Below are 17,964 nucleotides of genomic sequence, written 5' to 3' on the forward strand. Positions count from 1 at the left end.
TTCTCACGTTGTTGGGCTATCGTTCAATTGGCAGGACGACGGATTCTGGTCCCGTTAATCGTGGTTCAAGTCCACGTAGCCCAGCCAAAAATTTAAAAGGAAGGTTATTCTGCCTTCCTTTTTTTGTGCGCCGCACAGAATGGAATTGGCGAGGGGAGGAATCTTTCTGAAGAAAGGCTTCCTCTCCCCTCACCAAACCCGCAGTATGGCTCAGCCCTCAGCTTCTAGGGTGTGTCATTATCTTTATATAATCACTTAAAATTATTGAAATAATATTTCGTATCTTAAAAATAATTAAATAATTTCAATATATTATATCTAATTAACAACATAATATAAGGCTTTCATAAAATGGGGAGGCACCCCGAAAGGGCTCTTTTCCGGCGTGAGCTGAAAAAAGCGTTCTGAGCGCGCCACAGACGACGCTTTCCCCCCCTCTTCATTGTTCCCACTAAAAAATATGTGGCCTACAGACATTCTTCTTGGGAAGCGTAGCGTTCCAAGGTCATCTGCGCTGGAAAAACTGCGAACAGGGATTCGGTGAAGTCAAAAGTATTTGGAATTTGGAATTGGAAAAGGAGGGATGAACGCAAGCCGCACTAGTAACTTTTGGGAAGAGAAAAAAGCTTGAGGGTGCCCTCCCCTTTTCTCCAGAAAGGTTTCCCCTCCCTTCCCCTATCTTTTTTCTTTAGCCTGGCACTACGCGATAACCCCACGTGCGCGCAGCTCCTCGACGACCTTCCCGGCCAGATCGGGTAGGCGCTCCTGGCAGACCGAGGTCAGCCCGATCTCCATCGTGTGGTAATCGGCGGGCTCCATACCGAGCACGACCGCATCCGGCCTATGCCCCGCCAAATCGCAGTAAATCAGCGTATCGACCAGATCCGTCTGATGCATAGAGTCACGGAAACTCATACTCTCGCGCAGCCCCTCGCCTTCCAATCGGTACAGGGTTCCCGGCTCGCCGCCGCCAAGGACGGCATCCACCACAATCAGCAGATCACACCCCATGATGGCGTCCATCAGCCGGATGCCGAGCGTGCCGCCGTCCATGAGCAATACGTTTTCAGGCAGGGATGCGCACTGCTGCAGATGCTCAACCGCACGCACCCCGATAGCCTCGTCGGAGAACAGAATATTGCCTACACCCAAAACCAGCACCTGTTCAGCCATCTTCCGTTCTCCCGTTTTCACTTACAATATCTGGAACTTGCTGACTTCATTCGTCCTGCCGTCGATCACATGCACCGCGCAGGCAAGGCAGGGATCGAACGAATGAACTGTACGCAGGATTTCGACCGGACGCTTGGGATCGGCGATGGGCGTATTGACAAGCGCCTCTTCCACCGCGCTCGGAATGCCCTTTGAACAGCGCGGGCCGAGGTTCCATGTGGAAGGCACCACAAGCTGGAAATTGGCCACCTTCTTGCCCTCGATGACCAGCCAGTGAGAGAGCCCGCCGCGGGGCGCGTTCACAAAGCCCACACCTTCGCCCTTGTCCGGCACTTCGCAGTTCTCGACGATCTTCTTGTCGCCGGAAGCCACGTTTTCCTTGTATTCCTGCAATATCTCACCGGTCTTCTTGGCGATGACGGCGGTTTCGATGCCGCGCGCGGCGGTTCTGCCGAGCGTGGAGAACAGATCGCCGGGCGTCAGGCTGAGAGTCTGGAGCACGCTGTCGACTACCGGGACGACCTCGGCATTGCCCTTGAGATAGGCCACCAGAACCTGCGCGAGCGGGCCGGTTTCCATAGCGCGCCCGTCGTAACGGGGCGCCTTCATCCACGAATAGCGATCCTTGTCGCCCATGAAGGTAAATTTGGGCTCGGTAACACCCTGGAACGGCTTATGAACAGCATCGCCAGCATACCAACTGTGCCGCACATGCTCCTCGATCTTCGAGGGATCGAAAGGCAGGACTTCCAGCTTGCGGTCGAACACCACGCCGGGCTTGAACCACCGGGATTCGAGATTGCGCTCGTCTCCGGGGAACTCGCCGAAGGTCATAAAGTTGGTCGTGCCGCCGATCTTGGCCCAGTCCTTGTACGCGCCGCCGACAAGCAGCAGATCCGGGATGTAGACCTGATTCACGAAGTCGTTGACTTCCTTATACAAGCCTTCAAATTCGGCAATGCGCTCCGGCGTCAGACTTTCGTAACAGGTCACGCCGCCCGCCACGAGGAACTGGGTATGCGGGTTCTTCGCGCCGAACACCGCCATAGCCCGCGCCGCCTTGACCTGCAGCCGCAGGGCTTCAAGGTAGTGCGCCGTGGCGATGAGGTTCGCTTCAGGATCGAGATAGTAGGCGGGATGGCCGCCGAGGAAGTAGGCGTTGGTGAACGGGCCGAGCTGGCCGCTTTCCACAAAGGCTTTCAGCTTGGCCTGCACCGCCTTGAAGTCCTCCGCCGACACGGGGCGCGGGGAAACGGACGAGCAGATTTTGGCGGCCTTGACCGGATCGGCCTGAAGCGCGCTGGTCACGTCCACAAAATCAAGGGCGTGCAGATGATAGAAATGCACAATGTGGTCGTGCAGATACAGCATCCCAAGCACGAGGTTTCGGATGTAGGTGGCGTTCTTGGGGATTTCCACCTTGATCGCGTCCTCGAGGGCGCGGGTGGAGGCCAGCGCGTGGGTATAGGTGCACACGCCGCAGGTACGCTGTGTGAAGTGCTGCACGTCGCGGGGGTCGCGCCCGACCAAAATCGTCTCAAGGCCGCGGTACAGGGTGCCGACGCTGCGGGCTTCGCTGACGCGCCCGTCCTTCACCTCCACTTCAATGCGCAGATGGCCTTCGATACGGGTCAGGGGATCGATGACGACAGGTCCGGTGAAATGGCTCTGGGGTGTTTTTCTGGCTTCGCTCATGGGTGCTCCCTCTAGTTTTCATAGAACGGGGACAGGTTGTCCCAGAAACCGGGCTCGCTGCAGCCGATGCACGGATGCCCTGCGCCCACGGGCCAGTTGGTTTCGTTGAATTTGACCTTCGGGCAGTTATTCATGGTCTCCGGCCCCTTGCAGCCCAGCTCATACAAGCACCAGCCGTTGCGGGCCTCTTCGGAGTCGAAGGAGGGAGCGAATTCGCCGTTGTCGAAATGTTCCCGGCGCTCACACAGGTCATGCACGCTGCTGCCGAAGAACATCATGGGACGGTTGTTGGCGTCGAGCTCGATCTTGTCGCCACGCAGGAAGGCGACCAGCGTTCCCACGAGATTCAGCGGGTTCGGAGGGCAGCCGCCGATATTGATGGCCTTGACGCCCTTCGCGCCGAAGCACTCGTTGACGCCCATGGCGCCGGTGGGGTTGGGCTTGGCCGCCTGCACGCCGCCGAACGCGGCACAGGTGCCGTAGGCGACCACGGCCTTGGCCTTGGGGAGGATGCGGCCGCAGATGTCGAGCATGGTATGCCCGGCGATGTAGCCGTATTTGCCTTCATTCGCCGTGGGGATGGCCCCTTCCACGACGCAGATGAAGCCTTCAGGGGCGGAAATGGCCTGCTCCAGAGCCGCTTCGGCGGCTTCGCCCGCGGCAGCCATGATGGTTTCATGGTAATCGAGCGAAATCGTATCCAAAATCAGTTCATCAATGAACGGCTGCCCCGTCCGCAGCAGGGCTTCTGAGCAGCCCGTGCACTCGGCGTTGTGCAGGTACACCACGGAAGGGCGGCGGGGCATGGTCAGCGCCCGCGCGACCTGCTCGGCAAATCCGGTCCCCATGCCCATCGTCACGGCGACCATGCTACAGAATTTCAGGAAATCCCGGCGGGATACCCCCTGCCGTTCCAGCCGCGCCTCGACATTCTCTTTTCCCAGACCAACGGCAATACGCATACGCTTCTCCTTTTCAGCGACCGACAACATATCGGCCGCATGCGTGGATCAAAATGGTCGGAACCCCTTTTGCATCCATCCGGCATTTCATCCGCAAAGACGGCGAGACCGGGCATATCCCCACAATAACGGAAGAAATGCCGCGCATTGCAGGACGCGGCCTCAGGACAATGCCCTTTCAGGCAAGCATGTTCCCCCTCCGGGAAGAACAATGCCGCCCTCCTCCACTTCGGAACAGCCCAGTATAAGGGTATTCGGAGGCTACGGCAACGATGGGGCCGTGTCAATCGGGTCATCAAAAAATCGTAACGTGAAAAAGGGCGCATAGCGGGACGTGATGAGAATGCTTGCACACGGCGTTAGAATGCTTCCGGGCCGTTGTTATGGAAAGAGAAAAGGGGGCGGTGGGAGAATCAAAAAGAAAGGCTGTGTTATAGAAAATGGTTGATACTTTTTTCCTTGAAGATCCAAAGGGATAACCGGCAAAATGCCTTATCCGCGGATCCCCCAAAACCTGAGGAAAAGACTGTATTTTCAATATACTGTAGAGATGAAACAACCACATACTTAGAGCCCAAAAAAGAGATACGGCGCAGCGTGCGGCAGCAGAAAGAACCCATCCTGACAGGATGCAAGAGAAACGGGGGCCCTTGTGCCGGATTGGGCGGAGGGTACAAAAAAAGCGCCTGCTGAGGCGCTCCGATAGGCATTCCAGTACCATCGGCGTACAGTCCGCCGGGGCTGTGGGCGATTCCGGCCCGCAGTATCCCGGTAGGCTGAAAGGGCCGTTACGACAGCTTCAAGAATTTTCTGGCCCGCTCCACCTGTGCCTGAATAAGGGCGTCACCGACCTTTTTGGATTTCAGGAAATGTTCAATAGCTTTGGCCACATCATCCATCGGGATGCGCTGTTCCGAGCACACCTTGCGCAGTTCCTTGGCGCGTTTTTCCTCGGCGGGATGACCGGCGAAGATATGATCCGAACCACCAAAGCAGCCGGGAACATGCGATTCCCATGTCTTGACTTTCTGTGACATCTCAAATCTCCTTTCCATTAAGAATGCGATCGTTTCACATGATGTCAAGAGGTATTGCATTGATTCCAAAAAAAGAAAATGCCGCTTGCAGTGCATGGGAGGATATGCCGCCATTGCAGTGAGGCATGATTTCTTTCCTCTCATGCGGTTGCCTTTTCCCTTGCCTGAGGTACACTCAAGGCAATCAATCACAGTCTAACCTTTGGGGGATTATCATGAAACGCAATAACGCCCTGCTGCACGGCTGCCTCCTCGCCGCCGGGCTGACGCTCCTTCCGTTCGCCGCCCACGCCACTGGCCTGAGCAGCCATTTCCTCGCGGAAAACTCATTCACCCAGTCCGTCAAGGACGGCTATCGGGACATCAAGAAAGAGGTGAAGGAAACCGTCGACGAACTCACCGGCGACGACAAGACCGATGCCCAGAAGTTTCAGGAACGCCGGGACAAGGATCTGAAAAAATACTACAAGGAAGTCCGTGATGCCCAAAAGGACTATGTGAAGGAACGGGAAAAGGCCCAGCGCGAATACCTGAAGCACCACAAGCAGCTCCCCTTTAAGGAAGACCTGCAAAAGGATCTCGAAAGCGCCCCCGCGCCCACGACCGCAAAGTAACCCAGATGCCCCGGCCTTCCGGGGCTTTTTTGCGTGGCTCTGTCATAGTATAAGGTCGCTTCATCTCCACAGTGAGGTGAAAATACAGCCTTTTTCTCCAGCTTTCCTCTCGGCGGAATACAGGGCTAGGGCATTTTCTCGGTTAATCCTTTGGAACTTCAAGGAAAAAGCATCAACCACTTTCTAGGGCACAGCCTTTTGTGTCCGCCGTCCAAGGCCCACCCAGACAAAACGGGCCGGAGCGTCTGCCCCGGCCCGTATTCTATTCGGCGAACTCCAGCTTGATGATGCTGGCCTTCCAGACAACCCTGTCCCCTTCGGGATCGCGGGTCAGGCCGGGGGTCTTCCAGCAGGTCGACACCGTGCCCCGTGGGTTGATGATGTGATCGTCGTCGAACCAATTCCCCTTGGCGATATTGGTGCTCCGGCCTTCACGGTAGGCGCCCACATTGAACCGCACGCCCAACACCGTCTTCCCGCTCCCGTTCGTGATGGAGACAAGCAGTTCACCCTCCCCGCACGCAATGCCGGGCGGCACCCGCGACGCCGCTTCCGCGGCCGGTTCCACGGTAATGGCGACAAGTTCCCGCTGGCGTTCAGCATAAACGCCGTATCCCCAGAAGGCGATGCCGACAAGCGCCCCGGCCGTCCCGACGACGGCCAAGCCTATCAGCGTGTTCCGGGGCCAAAACCAGACTAGGACACACAGCGCGGCGGCGAGGATCACCCACGGCATACTAGCGCCTCCTCTTCGCCGGGCCAAGCGCGGCGGGGGAATATGTTGACGGCACTATTCACCCGTGCCGAAGCGGTCGTCGAGCTGACGGTTGCGGTTGAAAATCCCTTCCATCATCATGGCTAGCGCCCCGTCCCCGGTCACGTTGCAGGCCGTTCCGAAACTGTCCTGCAACGCGAAGATGGCCAGCAGCAGGGCCACGCCCGCCGGATCAAAATGGAGCACGCTCGTCACGAGGCCGAGCGAAGCCATAACCGTCCCGCCGGGCACGCCGGGGGCACCCACGGCGAAAATGCCGAACAACACGATGAAGAAAGCCATCGTACCCGCGGACGGCAGCGCGCCGTACAGCATCAGGCTGATGGTCATGACGAAAAAGGTTTCGGTCAGCACGGAACCGCACAGGTGCACGGTCGCCCCCAAGGGTATCATAAACTCCGTGACGGTCTTGCTCAGGGCCGGGGAACGCCGCGCGCAGGACAGGGCCACGGGCAGCGTGGCGGCGCTGGACATGGTTCCCACTGCGGTAAGGTACGCGGGCAGGTAATAACGCAGCACCTGCCACGGGTTGCGGCCCGACAGGATGCCGCCGATGACGTACAGCACGGCGAGCCAGATGTAATGGCCGAGGATCACGATGCCGATAACCTTGAGGAATATGGGAAACTGCACGGTCAGGCGGCCTTCATAGGAAAGCTCGCAGAACGTCGCGCCCACGAAAAGCGGCAGGATGGGGATGATGACGCGGGTCACGACGCTGGTCATAATGGCTTCAAGCTCGGCCAACGCCTTGTTGATGATCTCGGCCTTGGTCCAGCTCACGGCGAGCCCAAGCAGCAGCGCCGTGACCAGCGCGCTCATGACGGACATGAGCGGCGGGATGTCCAGCACAAAGGACGGCTTCGGAAGATCGACGAGCCCGCTCACTTCCGTGGGCACGGAGAGGTGCGGGATGATGGCGTAGCCGGAAGCCGCCGAGAACGCCGCCGCGCCGACGGACGAAAGGTAGGCGATGGCCACGGCAGTCAGCAGCATCTTGCTGGCGTTCTGCCCCAAACGGGCGATGGCGGGCGTGATGAAGCCCACGATGACGAGGGGCACCGCGTAGAAAATAATCTGCCCCAAGGCATATTTGATCGACGCCACGGCATCCATGACCTGTACGTTGGCCATGCGCCCCAGAACGGCACCGATGGCCAGTGCCACCAACAGTTTGATGATCAACCCGAAATCACTTTTCTTGGCGGACATCGCCCACTCCTTCTCTCTTCGTCAAACATACCGGGAAGGGGCCCGGCCTCTTCGGGGCGGCCCGCCTTCTCATCGGGGGCCGCAGAACGCCATGCCAAAAACAGGCCGGAGGCCCTGCCGTTCCCCACGGCCCGCCTCCGTCCACCCGTCTCCGCCCCATCATACGTAACACGGCCCCCAAGGACAAGGCCGTCCAGCAAACGGCGGCGGATCGGAAGAGAACGCCTCGGCGTGTGGCGATCAGGGCGTCCGGCGACGGCCTATCGCGGCGGCGCGGCAACGCCCCTGACGCATCACTGTCGACATTCACGAAAAGACCCGATGCAAGGAACAATTTTGAATCCAATGAGATACCATCGCTGTCCCCTCTCCCCATGAGGATTGTTCTTGACAGCCTCCCTCCTCCTTGGGCATCGTAACACCAATAAACACCGTTTTGGGCACCACAGGAGGCCATGTTATGGAACTGAAAAAGCTTCTTTACGCCGTTGACTTGGAAGATGCCCCCCATCCGGCCATCGAACACGTGAAGATGGTGGCGTCCCTGACGGGCGCTTCCATTTCAATCGTGTACGTGCTCCCTTCCGAAACGGTCTATGAATCCAACTACCTTTCCGGCGAGGGCCAGCCCAACAGGATCGCCCCCACCCAAGCCCTGTTGGAAAAGATGGAACATTTTCTGAACGCCAACTTCCCGGAAGGCGTCGATGACTGCGCGTTCCTCATGGGGAAGGTTTCGGAAGAAGTCGTCAAATACGCCCACAAGAGTGACATCGACTGCATTGTCGTCGGCGCGCATGGACGGATCGGATTCCGCCAACTGTTTGCCGGCTCCGTAGCCACGGAAGTCGTGAAAAAGGCCCACTGCTCCGTATCCGTCATCCGCCCCAGATATTGACGGCGCGCGCCCTTTCCCGGCAAGCGGGGAAAAGCATTACGCGTTTCGGAACCTCCCGCCCAACGGGAGGTTTTTTCATGCGGAAAAGCGTCCCCCGGATACGTCCCGCCGCGCTTGCGAAGGCGGGTTGACCCGGACTTCCCGGCGGTGTAACAGGAAACCGTTCATGGGAAATGTTCATGGGCAACACTTTTTAAGGGTGGTACCAATGCTGTATACGCGCAACTGATTGAAGGCAAACAGAACCCACGGTGTGAGGTTCTTCTTGTCCGTTCGGACGCGGAAAGAGCATGGAGCTTTTCGCCGCCCTTCTGAGTGTGCAGCCGAGGGGAGGCCGTAAAGACGTTCCTTCTCTTTCCCCGTTCAGGATGGAGCCATCGTATGCATGGTGTATCCGCCAAAACGTTTGGGAAGGAGTAGGAGATGAGGAAAAATCTTTTTGCGACGACGCCGGGTATCATCGTTGTGGGCGCCGTCATCGGCCTGATCGCCGTATGGCTGCAAAAGCTCGGCAACCCGGCAAACATGGGGATCTGCGTAGCGTGCTTCGAGCGCGATGTGGCCGGAGGGCTTGGCCTGCACCGCGCGGCCATCGTCCAGTACCTGCGCCCTGAAATCATGGGGCTGGTGCTCGGCTCGCTGGCCGCCGCCATCGCCACGCGGGAATTCAAACCGCGCGGGGGTTCCGCACCCATCGTCCGTTTTGTCCTCGGCATGATAGCCGCCATGGGCGCATTGGTGTTCCTCGGATGCCCGTGGCGCGCGATACTCCGTCTCGCCGGCGGCGACGGAAACGCCATCCTCGGCCTTGCCGGTCTGGCCACGGGGATCTGGTTCGGGACGCTCTTTTTCAAAAAAGGCTATTCCCTTGGCCGCAGCAGCAGCCAGAGCGTCGTCTCCGGGGCGCTCTTCCCCGTCATCGTCGTCTGCCTGCTCCTTCTTTACCTCATTTTCCCGCAAATCCCGGATCAGCCGCAAAGTGGCCCCCTGTTCTATTCCGTGAAGGGCCCCGGCTCACAGCACGCCCCCTTCATCGCCTCGCTGGGGCTGGCCTTCATAATCGGCATCTTCGCGCAGCGCAGCCGTTTCTGCACGATGGGCGCGTTCCGCGACCTCTTCCTCTTCCGCTACACCCACCTGTTCCTCGGGCTGGCGGCCATGTTTGCCGCCGCATTCATTGCGAACGCCCTGACGGGCGGCCTCAAGTTCGGCTTTGAAGGCCAGCCAGTGGCCCACAGCGACTTTCTGTGGAACTATCTTGGGATGGTTACCGCCGGCCTTGCCTTCGCACTCGCCGGAGGATGCCCCGGCCGACAGCTGTTCATGGCGGGGGAAGGCGACAGCGACGCCGGCATTTTTGCCCTCGGCATGTTGGTCGGCGCGGCTATGGCCCACAATCTGGGCACGGCCAGTTCCGGTACGGGCATCGGCGTATACGGTATGCAGGCGACAATCATCGGTTTCGTCGTCTGCCTGATCATCGGCTTCGTCCATTCCAAGAAGGCGTAAAGGAGAATTGCCATGCGTACCATTGATACCCGGGGACTTTCCTGCCCCCAGCCGTTGGTCCTCTTCCATCAGGCCATGACGGAAAACGCCGATACCCCTCTGGATGTGCTGGTGGACAATGAGGCCAGCCTCGAAAACGTCACCCGCGCCGCTGAAAAAAAGGGCTGGAACGTCACCCCGAAAGATCAGGGTGAGGGCGTCTTCCGGCTGGAACTGCGCAAGTGAGGGACTTCTTTTCCCGTTTAGCCGAAGTGTTTCAAGGGAAGCCCCGGAAAGGGGCTTCCCCGCCTTCCCGCACATCCACGGAATACGGCTTTCTCGTTTTCCAGCATACGGGCGAGGTCATCCGGGCCGAACGGATACTGCGGGAAGCGGGGTTTGCCGTGGAGGTCAAAGGGCCTCCCCCCGAACTGCGTACGGGATGCGACATGATCATCGTCTTTGACCTGATGCAGGAGCCGCTTATCCGCAACGCGCTGGGAGCCGCCCGCCTTGAGCCGATCCAGTCCGTCCCCATGCGCGATACCCTGCTCGAACCCGTATCGCTGTTCCATGTGCAGGATTACGGCGACTGGTTCATGGTGCGGGCCGCGAACATGAAAATCACCGTGGAACGCGCCACGGGGAAAATCGTCAACGTGTCCGGAGGCGGATGCCCCGATGTGCCGTATCTGGCGGCGCTGCTGACGGGGCAATGCATCGGCGAGGCCGAGGAGCCGCGGGTCAAGGGGCAGACGCTGTGTTCCTATTCGCTGCAACGCGCATTTGAGGAGGCGAGGCGGCTATGGCGTGGATGATCTGCGGTACGGTGCCGGATGCGTCTTTTCCCCTGACGGGGGGGCGCTGGCGTCTGGATGGCGGCTTTCTCCATGCGGAGGGCGGGGGCATCGCCCCGCTTTCCGTACAGCGCGGGACACCCGCCCTGCTCGGAACCGCATTGCTGACGTGCGAAACGCTTGGGGTGGAGCCTCCCACGGCACTGCTCGCCGGGGACATCGGGAATGGCGACGGGAGCCGGAAGCTCTACAGCCGCCTTGCGGCCTCCCCCAGCCTGTCCGGGGTGCGGGGCATCACGTTTCATTACCTGTTCCCCGACCTTGACGGGCACAACCGCGTCCTGATGGCTCTGGAAGAAACGGACCCGAAGCCCGTGCTCGTTGCCGATGCCGGTTTCATGTATGTCGCCAAGATGAGCGGCTACGCCGACGCCTACGATCTGTTCACCCCCGATGCCGGGGAACTGGCCTTCCTTGCCGATGAAAAGGCGCCGCACCCTTTTTACACCAGAGGTTTTCTGCTGGCCGCGGATGAGGATATCCCAAGCCTCGTCGAACGTGCCTATCAGCACGGAAACGCCGCGCGCTTTTTGCTCATCAAAGGGAAGGTTGATCATCTGGTGGAAGGCGGACGGTTCCTCGGTGACGTATCCGAACCGCAGGTTGCCGCTCTGGAGCCCATCGGAGGCACGGGCGATCTTGTCACCGGCCTTGTGACGGGCCTGCTCGCCAGCGGCATGGAGATGTCCCAAGCCTGCCTGACCGCAGCGCGGGCCAGCCGGATTACCGGGTTGCTTGCGAACCCAACCCCCGCGACGCAGATCGCGGAACTGCTGCCCTTCCTCCCCGAAGCGTTGCGCCGTGCCTTGGAAGGGGCCTCCCCCTGTGCGCCTCTAGGGTATAAAACGGTTTTAGACAAAGGCCGCCCCTAGGAATTCTGCCTGCGTAGGTGGGGGTAGGAAGGCTGTGTTATGGAAAGGCTCTGTTATAGTATGTGGTTGTTTCATCTCCACAGTGCGATGAAAAATAGAAATTTTTTTCTAGTTTTCCCCTTGGCGGGATCCACGGCTAAGGCATTTTTCCGGTTATCCCTTTGAGGTTTCAAGGAAAAAAGCATCAGCCATTTTCTATAACACAGCCTATGGAAAAGGGTTGATGCTTTATTTTTTCGGCTGTGTCATAGGAAACGGTTAGTACTTTATTTCTTGAAATTCCAAAGGAATACCAAATAAAATGCCCCAATCATGGAGCCCATCAGCGGGAAAATCGGAGAAAAGGCTATATTTTCAACATAATGTGAAATAAAACAGCCATATACTATGACAGAGCCATTTTTAAAATTCCAAAGGGATAACCAATAAAACGCCTCAGCTATGAAACCCGTAAACGAAAAATAAGAGAAAAAGACTGTCTTCAAGATACGGTGGAGATAATAACCTCTCTATGGCAATGCGTTACGGCCCCCCCCGGTGGATTCCCTTCTGCCGCGGCTTCTGACGGCACGCCTCAACCCTGAACACTTTTCCTCGCCCCTTCCTTATAGATGGAAGCCTTCTTGGTGCTGACGTAAAACGTCATCACGTGCCCAAAGAGAGACACTACTCCGTAAAGTACGGGAAAAGGCCCTCAGCCTGCATTCCCGGCGGCCTGTTTCATGGCTCGTTTCATAGCGTAGAGCATGACATCCGCCCGCTTGACAATCTCCGAAAGGCCGTGATCCGTTTCCGGATTGAAAAAGGCATGCCCCCAAGCGGCACTCATATGTATCTCATTTCCCTCATTGTAACGCTCAATGCACTGTTCCAAATTTTGCTGGCACTTTTTCACGTCGGAGAGCGAAACGTCGTGCAAGGCGGCGATAAACTCGTCCCCGCCGTACCGATACAATTTGGCGGTGGGCGGCATGGTTTCCCGCAGGATCGAGGCGAAATCCTTGAGGAGCCGATCACCGGCAAGATGCCCCCATGTGTCGTTGACCCGCTTCATGCCGTTAAGGTCAAACAGGATGAGGCACAGGGAACGCACCGAGTCGAAATCGTGGGCCATCCTCACGCAGCTTGTCTCGTAGGCGTTGCGGTTGCCGAGTTCGGTCAGGCTGTCCGTAAAGGCCATCTGGTGCGTCCGCTGGATATAGTCAAAGGCATCCTTCCCGTACCGGAACGGAAACACTTCGTCCGAATCCACAAACTCATAGGGATGGGACAGGTGCATATGCACGACCTTGAGGCGGCCGCCAACCAACCGATAAAAGAAGGACACCCGCTGCAGGGTACGTATGAACAGGCCGGTTTCCTCGTCGGAAGTAACCGTGTAGCAGCCGAAGATGAGGCAGGATTGCTCGTCCTCATAGGCGACCTGATAAGTTTCCTGCTCCATCGTGAAGGTGACGAGCCGCTCGATCTGCAGAAGTTCCTTGAGCTTGTCCACACCGGTGGTGTACTGGGCGCGGGAAGGCCCGATCCATGTGACCCCCTCGGCCATCTGCGCATAGACGAAATCCTCATCGCGCCGATAATGCCGATACATGATCTCGTGAGTCAACTCAATGCCGCGCCGACCCAGCGGGCCAATCCGTTCTTCATTCTCGATGCGAAACACGCTGCTCATCATTTACCCCACTCTCCCGCAGTACAGAACCCCACTCCCACAAAGAGCGTCTCCTAGCATTAGGTGGAAACACAAGGCCCCGGACATGTCAACAGCCCCGCCGAATTCTCCAAAACATGCGGAAATGGGCAGGCATCCTGAAGCTGGAACTAACGGGGCGGGCCGTCCTACCGCAAATCAGGCGCCGTCCGGTGCAGCCTGAACAGGATGAAAAACGCGGCGACCTGAACGAGCTGGATACAGAGGTAACAGGCAAACCAGCCGAAGCCCGAATAGAGCGCCCCGGGAATGTAGGAGCCGAGAAGCCCACCGAAATAATAACAGGCAAGAAAAAGCCCGTTGACCATGCCGCGGTCGCCATGGCCGGAGAGCGTAGCCTGATGGTTGATGAGGCCAGGGCAAATGGAATGGACGACGAACTCCCCAAAGGCTATAAGCCATAGCCCACCGAAAAGGGCCCAAAGGGACGGCACCGCAAGCGTGAGGCAGGAGGCGACATACACGACGGAGGCGAAAAGGATGAGCCTTGTTGGTGTCTTAAACAGGCGCATGAGCGGCGCAAGGGACAACGAAGCGACAAGGCCGACGGAATACCCGAAATACATAAGCCCGATGAGCCCTTCGGAGTGGCCCTGCCCAAGCTCCGCCATACGGAAGGGGATAAGGTTGCCGATGGCGGCGAAGACGAAGATGCCGCAGGCTTCAGCGAAAAAGAGGCTGGGGACTCCTCTGCCCTTGAAAACGGCGAGGTATTCACGGGGGCTGTGAAGGCGTGCTTTGGTGTTGCGCATTTCCGGGATGCTGCGGATGAAGAGGAGGATAAGGAAAAAGAAAAAGCAGATGAAGGCGAGAGTGGCACGCCACCCAAACATCTGCGCAGCCCAGCCCCCGATGATCCGGCCGCACAGCGAACCGACAAGATTGGAAGTCACATATCCCGCAAGCGCACGGTTGAGATCCAGATGGCGGAACATGACCGCAATGCTGGACATAACGGCTGTGAGCACCACCGGAACCAGCAATGCCTGGAAAGTGCGGATGCCGAGAAGGACAAGGAAGGACGGGGCAAACCATACCCCCATGCCGCTTATGCCGAGCAGGAGGGAAGCGCCCAGAATGGCGCGCCGTACACCGATACGGCTGAGCAGCATGCCCACGCACAAGGGCGAGATGGCGAGCGACAGCATGAATACGCTGACGAGCAGCCCTGTGGAGCCTTTATCCACACCAAAGTCCCGGCTCACCGAGTTGAACATGGGCTGCGGAGCGTACATCAGCGTATAGACGCAAATCGAAATCAACAGAAGCCCGGCATAGGTTCTCAAGATCGCATTCTGATGAGTGCGAGGATGATCCGACATAATCCCCTCCCAGTCTTTTTCAGCTGAAATTCTCGGAACATGCCCTCTTCGCAGGCATCAAACAGGAAAAAAGGCCCGCATCAGGTAAAAAGACGAACAGCCCGGAGCCTCCCGCCCGCATGCGGGCTAGCCCCCATGAAAACCGGCTTCATGGAAAACGCTTTTCACGCTCTAATACAAATCCGTTTCTGTCAATGGAATCTCCGCCGCAATTTCACAGGGCAGGCCATGAGGGAATATTTCTGCCCTCCACTTCCGCCTGAAAAGGGCATGACTACGCCTTGAGGGATGTACGCAATTCCGGTGCCCGCACGAGCCCCATCGCAATACCGACGGGCCAGTACTGATTAGGCTGTGTCCTTATTTTACATATAACTATTTTAAACTATTAAAAATAATACTTTACCCCCTTGAAATAGCCAAATAATTTCAAAAGATTATATCTAATTGACGACACGACCTAGGACAACGGACCAAATAATCCAGAATAAGGCATCACTCCGTACCTCTACAACATAGGGGAATACCAAGAGGCGAACGCTCTTCTTTCTGTGCTTCACTCCGTATTTCCACAAAATGGAGCTTGCCCCAAACCGTACCGAATACCGTCTATACTGGCATTTGAAAGGGCTGAGCTGAAAATGGAGAAATAGACAACATAATACGATGAAATTCCAAAGAATTCACGCCCTTCTGCGGTATGAAAATGCTCAAGCCCATCCTCAGCATGCTCTCCCTATATCTTCGTGTATTCCGAATTCCAAAGGAAGAGGTTTCCTATTTTTATAGTAGGGAATAATGCCTGCCTCGCACGTAAAAAATCCGTCTCATGACCGGCAAAGGAACGACGCAGGAAAGACCGCTGTATACGTCTAACTGCAAGCTGTCCCAGTCCCCCAGCGTATCGGGCTTCGGGGATAAAAACGGAAAAACCGTTTCTTTCCAATAAAAAAGGCTCTACCATAGAATGTGGCTGTTTCATCTCACAGTATAGGGAAAATACAGCCGTTTCCTCCTGTTTTTTCATTGGCTGGCTCCATAACTGAGGCATTCTGCTGGTTATTGGAGCTTCAAGCAGTAAAGTATCAACCATTTCCTATAAACAATCACAAAAAAATCCAGATTGATGAACGAAGCCGGGCTTTGTTTTGTTCGATGCAGGATTGCAGATCTTCAATAACGTAAAGCCCCACAAAGCTCTTTGGGCTTTATAGGGGCTTCCTGAGATTCTTTTGGGCGGAAACATATGGGAAGGCGACGAATGACGCCAAGCGAAAGATGCCTCACTCAGGTGGGCTGCTTTTCAGTATTTTTACCGCCTACACGGCGGATAACGATAAAACGCGGCTGGTATTTATCCCGAACATCTTCTAAGCCGCCTACACGGCGGATAACATCCTCTCTACGCTCTGGGCGCTTCTACGCAACTTCTAAGCCGCCTACACGGCGGATAACTTATCCGCGACCTTGGCAAGTGCGATGTTGACCTTCTAAGCCGCCTACACGGCGGATAACCTAGAATCTCTCGAAAAGTTTTCCCTGCTTTTCAACAGGTTACCCTTAACAAGGCTTCAGAAACTTCATTTTTACCCTCTCTTTCTAACTACCTTATTCTTAATCCCTTTTCTAGACAACTCTTTTATAAAGCCAAAGGAAGCCCCTCATTACTGTCGGGCTTTCTTTTTTCTGGAAGAGAATATGCAAAGACCAATCCCCCCATCATCCCCTATCTACACAAAGTAATCCAGGCACCCGCTGTATTCTGGCCATGTTCATGATCACCGTGGTACTAATCCCCCCTCAAGCCGGAACCTTTTGCCAAGATTGGCGAATTTGGCAAGCAGATTGAGAAAATCAACCGCTGGTTTGAACGGTGTAATGATAATGCCAAGCGCAGGCTGTCTGCCGGCGCCAAACGAGACCCTGCCGGAAGGTTTCGTATCCTCGCCGAACATGTCGGTTCAGCACTCGCCAAAATCGATGAAGACGCGAAATGGGAAAAATGGGCCGCCGGAATGTGGGCGGGCCTCACTTATCCTAGGTCGTGTCGGTAATTAAATATAATCTATTGAAACAGTTGATTATTTTCAAATTTTAATAAATATTTTAAATAATTTCAAATAATTATATAAATAACAACACAACCCTATGGAATACCCGGAACACCTGCCCTGCCTACTTCCGGGGCCTTTACTGGCATAACCTACTCAAGCACTGACCACGCTGTACAATGCGCTCGAAAAGGTTGAGCAGCAAATAGAGGAAATCGGAACAAACATTTATCTGAAGGCAACATAATGGGCTCTCTCAACAAAAACACTATGTTTGAACAACTTTCCCAAGAGTTTCCCCCTATTTTTTGCACGGCAACAGTTCCCCAGCTTCTTCAGGGGATCTATAAATACCAAACGCTATACAACATGAAATCTGAGAGAGATGGGCCTCCTTCCACAAAAATTGGAAAGAAGATTTGTTATGAACGGGAGTCCGTTCTCCAATAGCTTAAAGAGAATTCAGGTGAAAATTGATTTACGCGCTACTGTTGCTTCCCATTCATTACTTTTAAATGTGGGGTAATGATGGAGCAAAAAAAGAAAAGAAGAAAGTTAATCCTATACTTTAGGCTAACCTTCTTCTTTTTTATTCAATAATGGCGGAAACGTATAGGAGTCGAACCTACCAACGGCCTTTCGACCGTCCACCAGTTTTGAAGACTGGGCGCCACACCGGTGACGAAACGTTTCCCTAACTTGTGCTTACTTTTGGGAAAGTATCACATCCTTCCTTTTCGTCAATAGCGTCTTTTTCATTGTAATATCAATAAGTTAATAACTCATGACACGAAAAGGCGTGAAGGGGCCGCCATATGCCGCCTGAAAAGTGACGAAACACGCCCAAAGGGAGCCTATTCTGGCGACAGAGCAACTGCACAGTATCTTTTTTCAAAAAGCTCAATAATTCATGTGGAAAGCAGTTGTTATTCCGGTTTGACTCCCCAGCATATGGCCCTCCTCCGCTTCGTTTCGACCGAGGCTGTGATGCCCCAAGCCTCAAGGCATCGCAGCTCTTTTCAGATAAGCCTACTGCGCGGGGTTAGCTCCATCACTGCTCTCCCTCCCCCAATTGGCATCTATGCCAAACACTTTTTCCTATTCATTACATTTTTTATAACGAAATACCGCATATATTTTTATACAAAATGACAATAAGCTAATCAATATATTTAAAAGACAATAATATTATTTGAGGGTGTTGATAAACTAATGACTTCGCGACATTTATGTGCGATAAGATTACATGAACGAAAAACCGCCATGCCCTAAATGTCAATCAATAGAAGTCGTC

The 17,964-nt window shown here is 55.7% G+C and carries 14 protein-coding genes and 2 tRNA genes; 7 read left to right on the forward strand and 9 right to left on the reverse strand.

All coding sequences use genetic code 11. The features are described from left to right. Nucleotides 1–12: 12 nt before the first annotated feature. Nucleotides 13–87 (forward strand) — tRNA-Gln (locus tag ACZM8Y_RS03800). A gap of 612 nt (nt 88–699) precedes the next feature. On the opposite strand, the gene ACZM8Y_RS03805 is transcribed toward ACZM8Y_RS03800, so the two are convergent. The 4 genes from ACZM8Y_RS03805 to ACZM8Y_RS03820 form a co-directional block, all read right to left on the reverse strand. After that, complete coding sequence (locus ACZM8Y_RS03805; protein ID WP_479859766.1) at nt 700–1,173, reverse strand: HyaD/HybD family hydrogenase maturation endopeptidase; 474 nt, start codon at nt 1,171–1,173, stop codon at nt 700–702. A gap of 21 nt (nt 1,174–1,194) precedes the next feature. After that, on the reverse strand, nt 1,195–2,868 hold the full coding sequence (locus ACZM8Y_RS03810) for a nickel-dependent hydrogenase large subunit (protein ID WP_482332561.1): 1,674 nt from the start codon (nt 2,866–2,868) through the stop codon (nt 1,195–1,197). A gap of 11 nt (nt 2,869–2,879) precedes the next feature. Further along, on the reverse strand, nt 2,880–3,830 hold the full coding sequence (locus tag ACZM8Y_RS03815; RefSeq protein ID WP_302552154.1) for a hydrogenase small subunit: 951 nt from the start codon (nt 3,828–3,830) through the stop codon (nt 2,880–2,882). A gap of 788 nt (nt 3,831–4,618) precedes the next feature. Beyond that, complete coding sequence (locus ACZM8Y_RS03820; RefSeq protein WP_302552153.1) at nt 4,619–4,867, reverse strand: hypothetical protein; 249 nt, start codon at nt 4,865–4,867, stop codon at nt 4,619–4,621. A gap of 215 nt (nt 4,868–5,082) precedes the next feature. Between ACZM8Y_RS03820 and ACZM8Y_RS03825 the strand changes: the two genes are divergently transcribed. Further along, entirely contained in the window at nt 5,083–5,481 is a 399-nt protein-coding gene (locus tag ACZM8Y_RS03825) for a hypothetical protein (RefSeq protein WP_302552152.1), read from the forward strand. Between the two features lie 262 nt (nt 5,482–5,743). On the opposite strand, the gene ACZM8Y_RS03830 is transcribed toward ACZM8Y_RS03825, so the two are convergent. Next, nucleotides 5,744–6,217, reverse strand: coding sequence for a hypothetical protein (locus ACZM8Y_RS03830; RefSeq protein WP_482332546.1), 474 nt, complete (start codon nt 6,215–6,217; stop codon nt 5,744–5,746). Nucleotides 6,218–6,271: 54 nt separating this feature from the next. Beyond that, on the reverse strand, nt 6,272–7,468 hold the full coding sequence (locus ACZM8Y_RS03835; protein ID WP_302552150.1) for a dicarboxylate/amino acid:cation symporter: 1,197 nt from the start codon (nt 7,466–7,468) through the stop codon (nt 6,272–6,274). Between the two features lie 460 nt (nt 7,469–7,928). Here ACZM8Y_RS03835 and ACZM8Y_RS03840 point away from each other — a divergent pair, with 460 nt between their 5' ends. The 5 genes from ACZM8Y_RS03840 (at nt 7,929) to ACZM8Y_RS03860 (ending at nt 11,583) form a co-directional block, all read left to right on the forward strand. Beyond that, on the forward strand, nt 7,929–8,366 hold the full coding sequence (locus ACZM8Y_RS03840; protein ID WP_302552149.1) for a universal stress protein: 438 nt from the start codon (nt 7,929–7,931) through the stop codon (nt 8,364–8,366). A 423-nt stretch (nt 8,367–8,789) separates the two neighbouring features. Beyond that, a complete protein-coding gene (yedE, locus tag ACZM8Y_RS03845) occupies nt 8,790–9,875 on the forward strand; it encodes a YedE family putative selenium transporter (RefSeq protein WP_482332534.1) in 1,086 nt (361 codons plus the stop codon). A 12-nt stretch (nt 9,876–9,887) separates the two neighbouring features. Then, the gene (locus ACZM8Y_RS03850) at nt 9,888–10,100 is read left to right on the forward strand and encodes a sulfurtransferase TusA family protein (RefSeq protein ID WP_009380713.1); all 213 of its coding nucleotides are present in this window, start codon (nt 9,888–9,890) and stop codon (nt 10,098–10,100) included. Next, the gene (locus tag ACZM8Y_RS03855; RefSeq protein ID WP_009380714.1) at nt 10,097–10,672 is read left to right on the forward strand and encodes a putative Se/S carrier protein; all 576 of its coding nucleotides are present in this window, start codon (nt 10,097–10,099) and stop codon (nt 10,670–10,672) included. The genes ACZM8Y_RS03850 and ACZM8Y_RS03855 overlap by 4 nt, the downstream gene beginning before the upstream one ends. Then, the gene (locus ACZM8Y_RS03860) at nt 10,660–11,583 is read left to right on the forward strand and encodes an NAD(P)H-hydrate dehydratase (protein WP_302552147.1); all 924 of its coding nucleotides are present in this window, start codon (nt 10,660–10,662) and stop codon (nt 11,581–11,583) included. The genes ACZM8Y_RS03855 and ACZM8Y_RS03860 overlap by 13 nt, the downstream gene beginning before the upstream one ends. A 694-nt stretch (nt 11,584–12,277) precedes the next feature. Here ACZM8Y_RS03860 and ACZM8Y_RS03865 read toward each other — a convergent pair. The 3 genes from ACZM8Y_RS03865 to ACZM8Y_RS03875 form a co-directional block, all read right to left on the reverse strand. Continuing rightward, entirely contained in the window at nt 12,278–13,261 is a 984-nt protein-coding gene (locus ACZM8Y_RS03865) for a GGDEF domain-containing protein (RefSeq protein WP_489501586.1), read from the reverse strand. A gap of 164 nt (nt 13,262–13,425) precedes the next feature. After that, complete coding sequence (locus ACZM8Y_RS03870) at nt 13,426–14,619, reverse strand: MFS transporter (protein WP_337430672.1); 1,194 nt, start codon at nt 14,617–14,619, stop codon at nt 13,426–13,428. Between the two features lie 2,651 nt (nt 14,620–17,270). Beyond that, a tRNA-Sec gene (locus ACZM8Y_RS03875) sits at nt 17,271–17,364 on the reverse strand. Nucleotides 17,365–17,964: the final 600 nt, after the last annotated feature.

It is taken from the genome of Bilophila sp. (genome assembly GCF_057864385.1).

Excerpts from the sequence above, each read along its gene's own strand:
- ACZM8Y_RS03820 (WP_302552153.1), bottom strand. The coding sequence starts at position 4,867 with ATGTCACAGAAAGTCAAGACATGGGAATCGCATGTTCCCGGCTGCTTT.
- ACZM8Y_RS03835 (WP_302552150.1), bottom strand. The coding sequence starts at position 7,468 with ATGTCCGCCAAGAAAAGTGATTTCGGGTTGATCATCAAACTGTTGGTG.
- ACZM8Y_RS03815 (WP_302552154.1), bottom strand. The coding sequence starts at position 3,830 with ATGCGTATTGCCGTTGGTCTGGGAAAAGAGAATGTCGAGGCGCGGCTG.
- ACZM8Y_RS03810 (WP_482332561.1), bottom strand. The coding sequence starts at position 2,868 with ATGAGCGAAGCCAGAAAAACACCCCAGAGCCATTTCACCGGACCTGTC.
- ACZM8Y_RS03830 (WP_482332546.1), bottom strand. The coding sequence starts at position 6,217 with ATGCCGTGGGTGATCCTCGCCGCCGCGCTGTGTGTCCTAGTCTGGTTT.
- ACZM8Y_RS03860 (WP_302552147.1), top strand. The coding sequence starts at position 10,660 with ATGGCGTGGATGATCTGCGGTACGGTGCCGGATGCGTCTTTTCCCCTG.
- ACZM8Y_RS03805 (WP_479859766.1), bottom strand. The coding sequence starts at position 1,173 with ATGGCTGAACAGGTGCTGGTTTTGGGTGTAGGCAATATTCTGTTCTCC.
- yedE (WP_482332534.1), top strand. The coding sequence starts at position 8,790 with ATGAGGAAAAATCTTTTTGCGACGACGCCGGGTATCATCGTTGTGGGC.
- ACZM8Y_RS03865 (WP_489501586.1), bottom strand. The coding sequence starts at position 13,261 with ATGATGAGCAGCGTGTTTCGCATCGAGAATGAAGAACGGATTGGCCCG.
- ACZM8Y_RS03870 (WP_337430672.1), bottom strand. The coding sequence starts at position 14,619 with ATGTCGGATCATCCTCGCACTCATCAGAATGCGATCTTGAGAACCTAT.
- ACZM8Y_RS03850 (WP_009380713.1), top strand. The coding sequence starts at position 9,888 with ATGCGTACCATTGATACCCGGGGACTTTCCTGCCCCCAGCCGTTGGTC.
- ACZM8Y_RS03840 (WP_302552149.1), top strand. The coding sequence starts at position 7,929 with ATGGAACTGAAAAAGCTTCTTTACGCCGTTGACTTGGAAGATGCCCCC.
- ACZM8Y_RS03825 (WP_302552152.1), top strand. The coding sequence starts at position 5,083 with ATGAAACGCAATAACGCCCTGCTGCACGGCTGCCTCCTCGCCGCCGGG.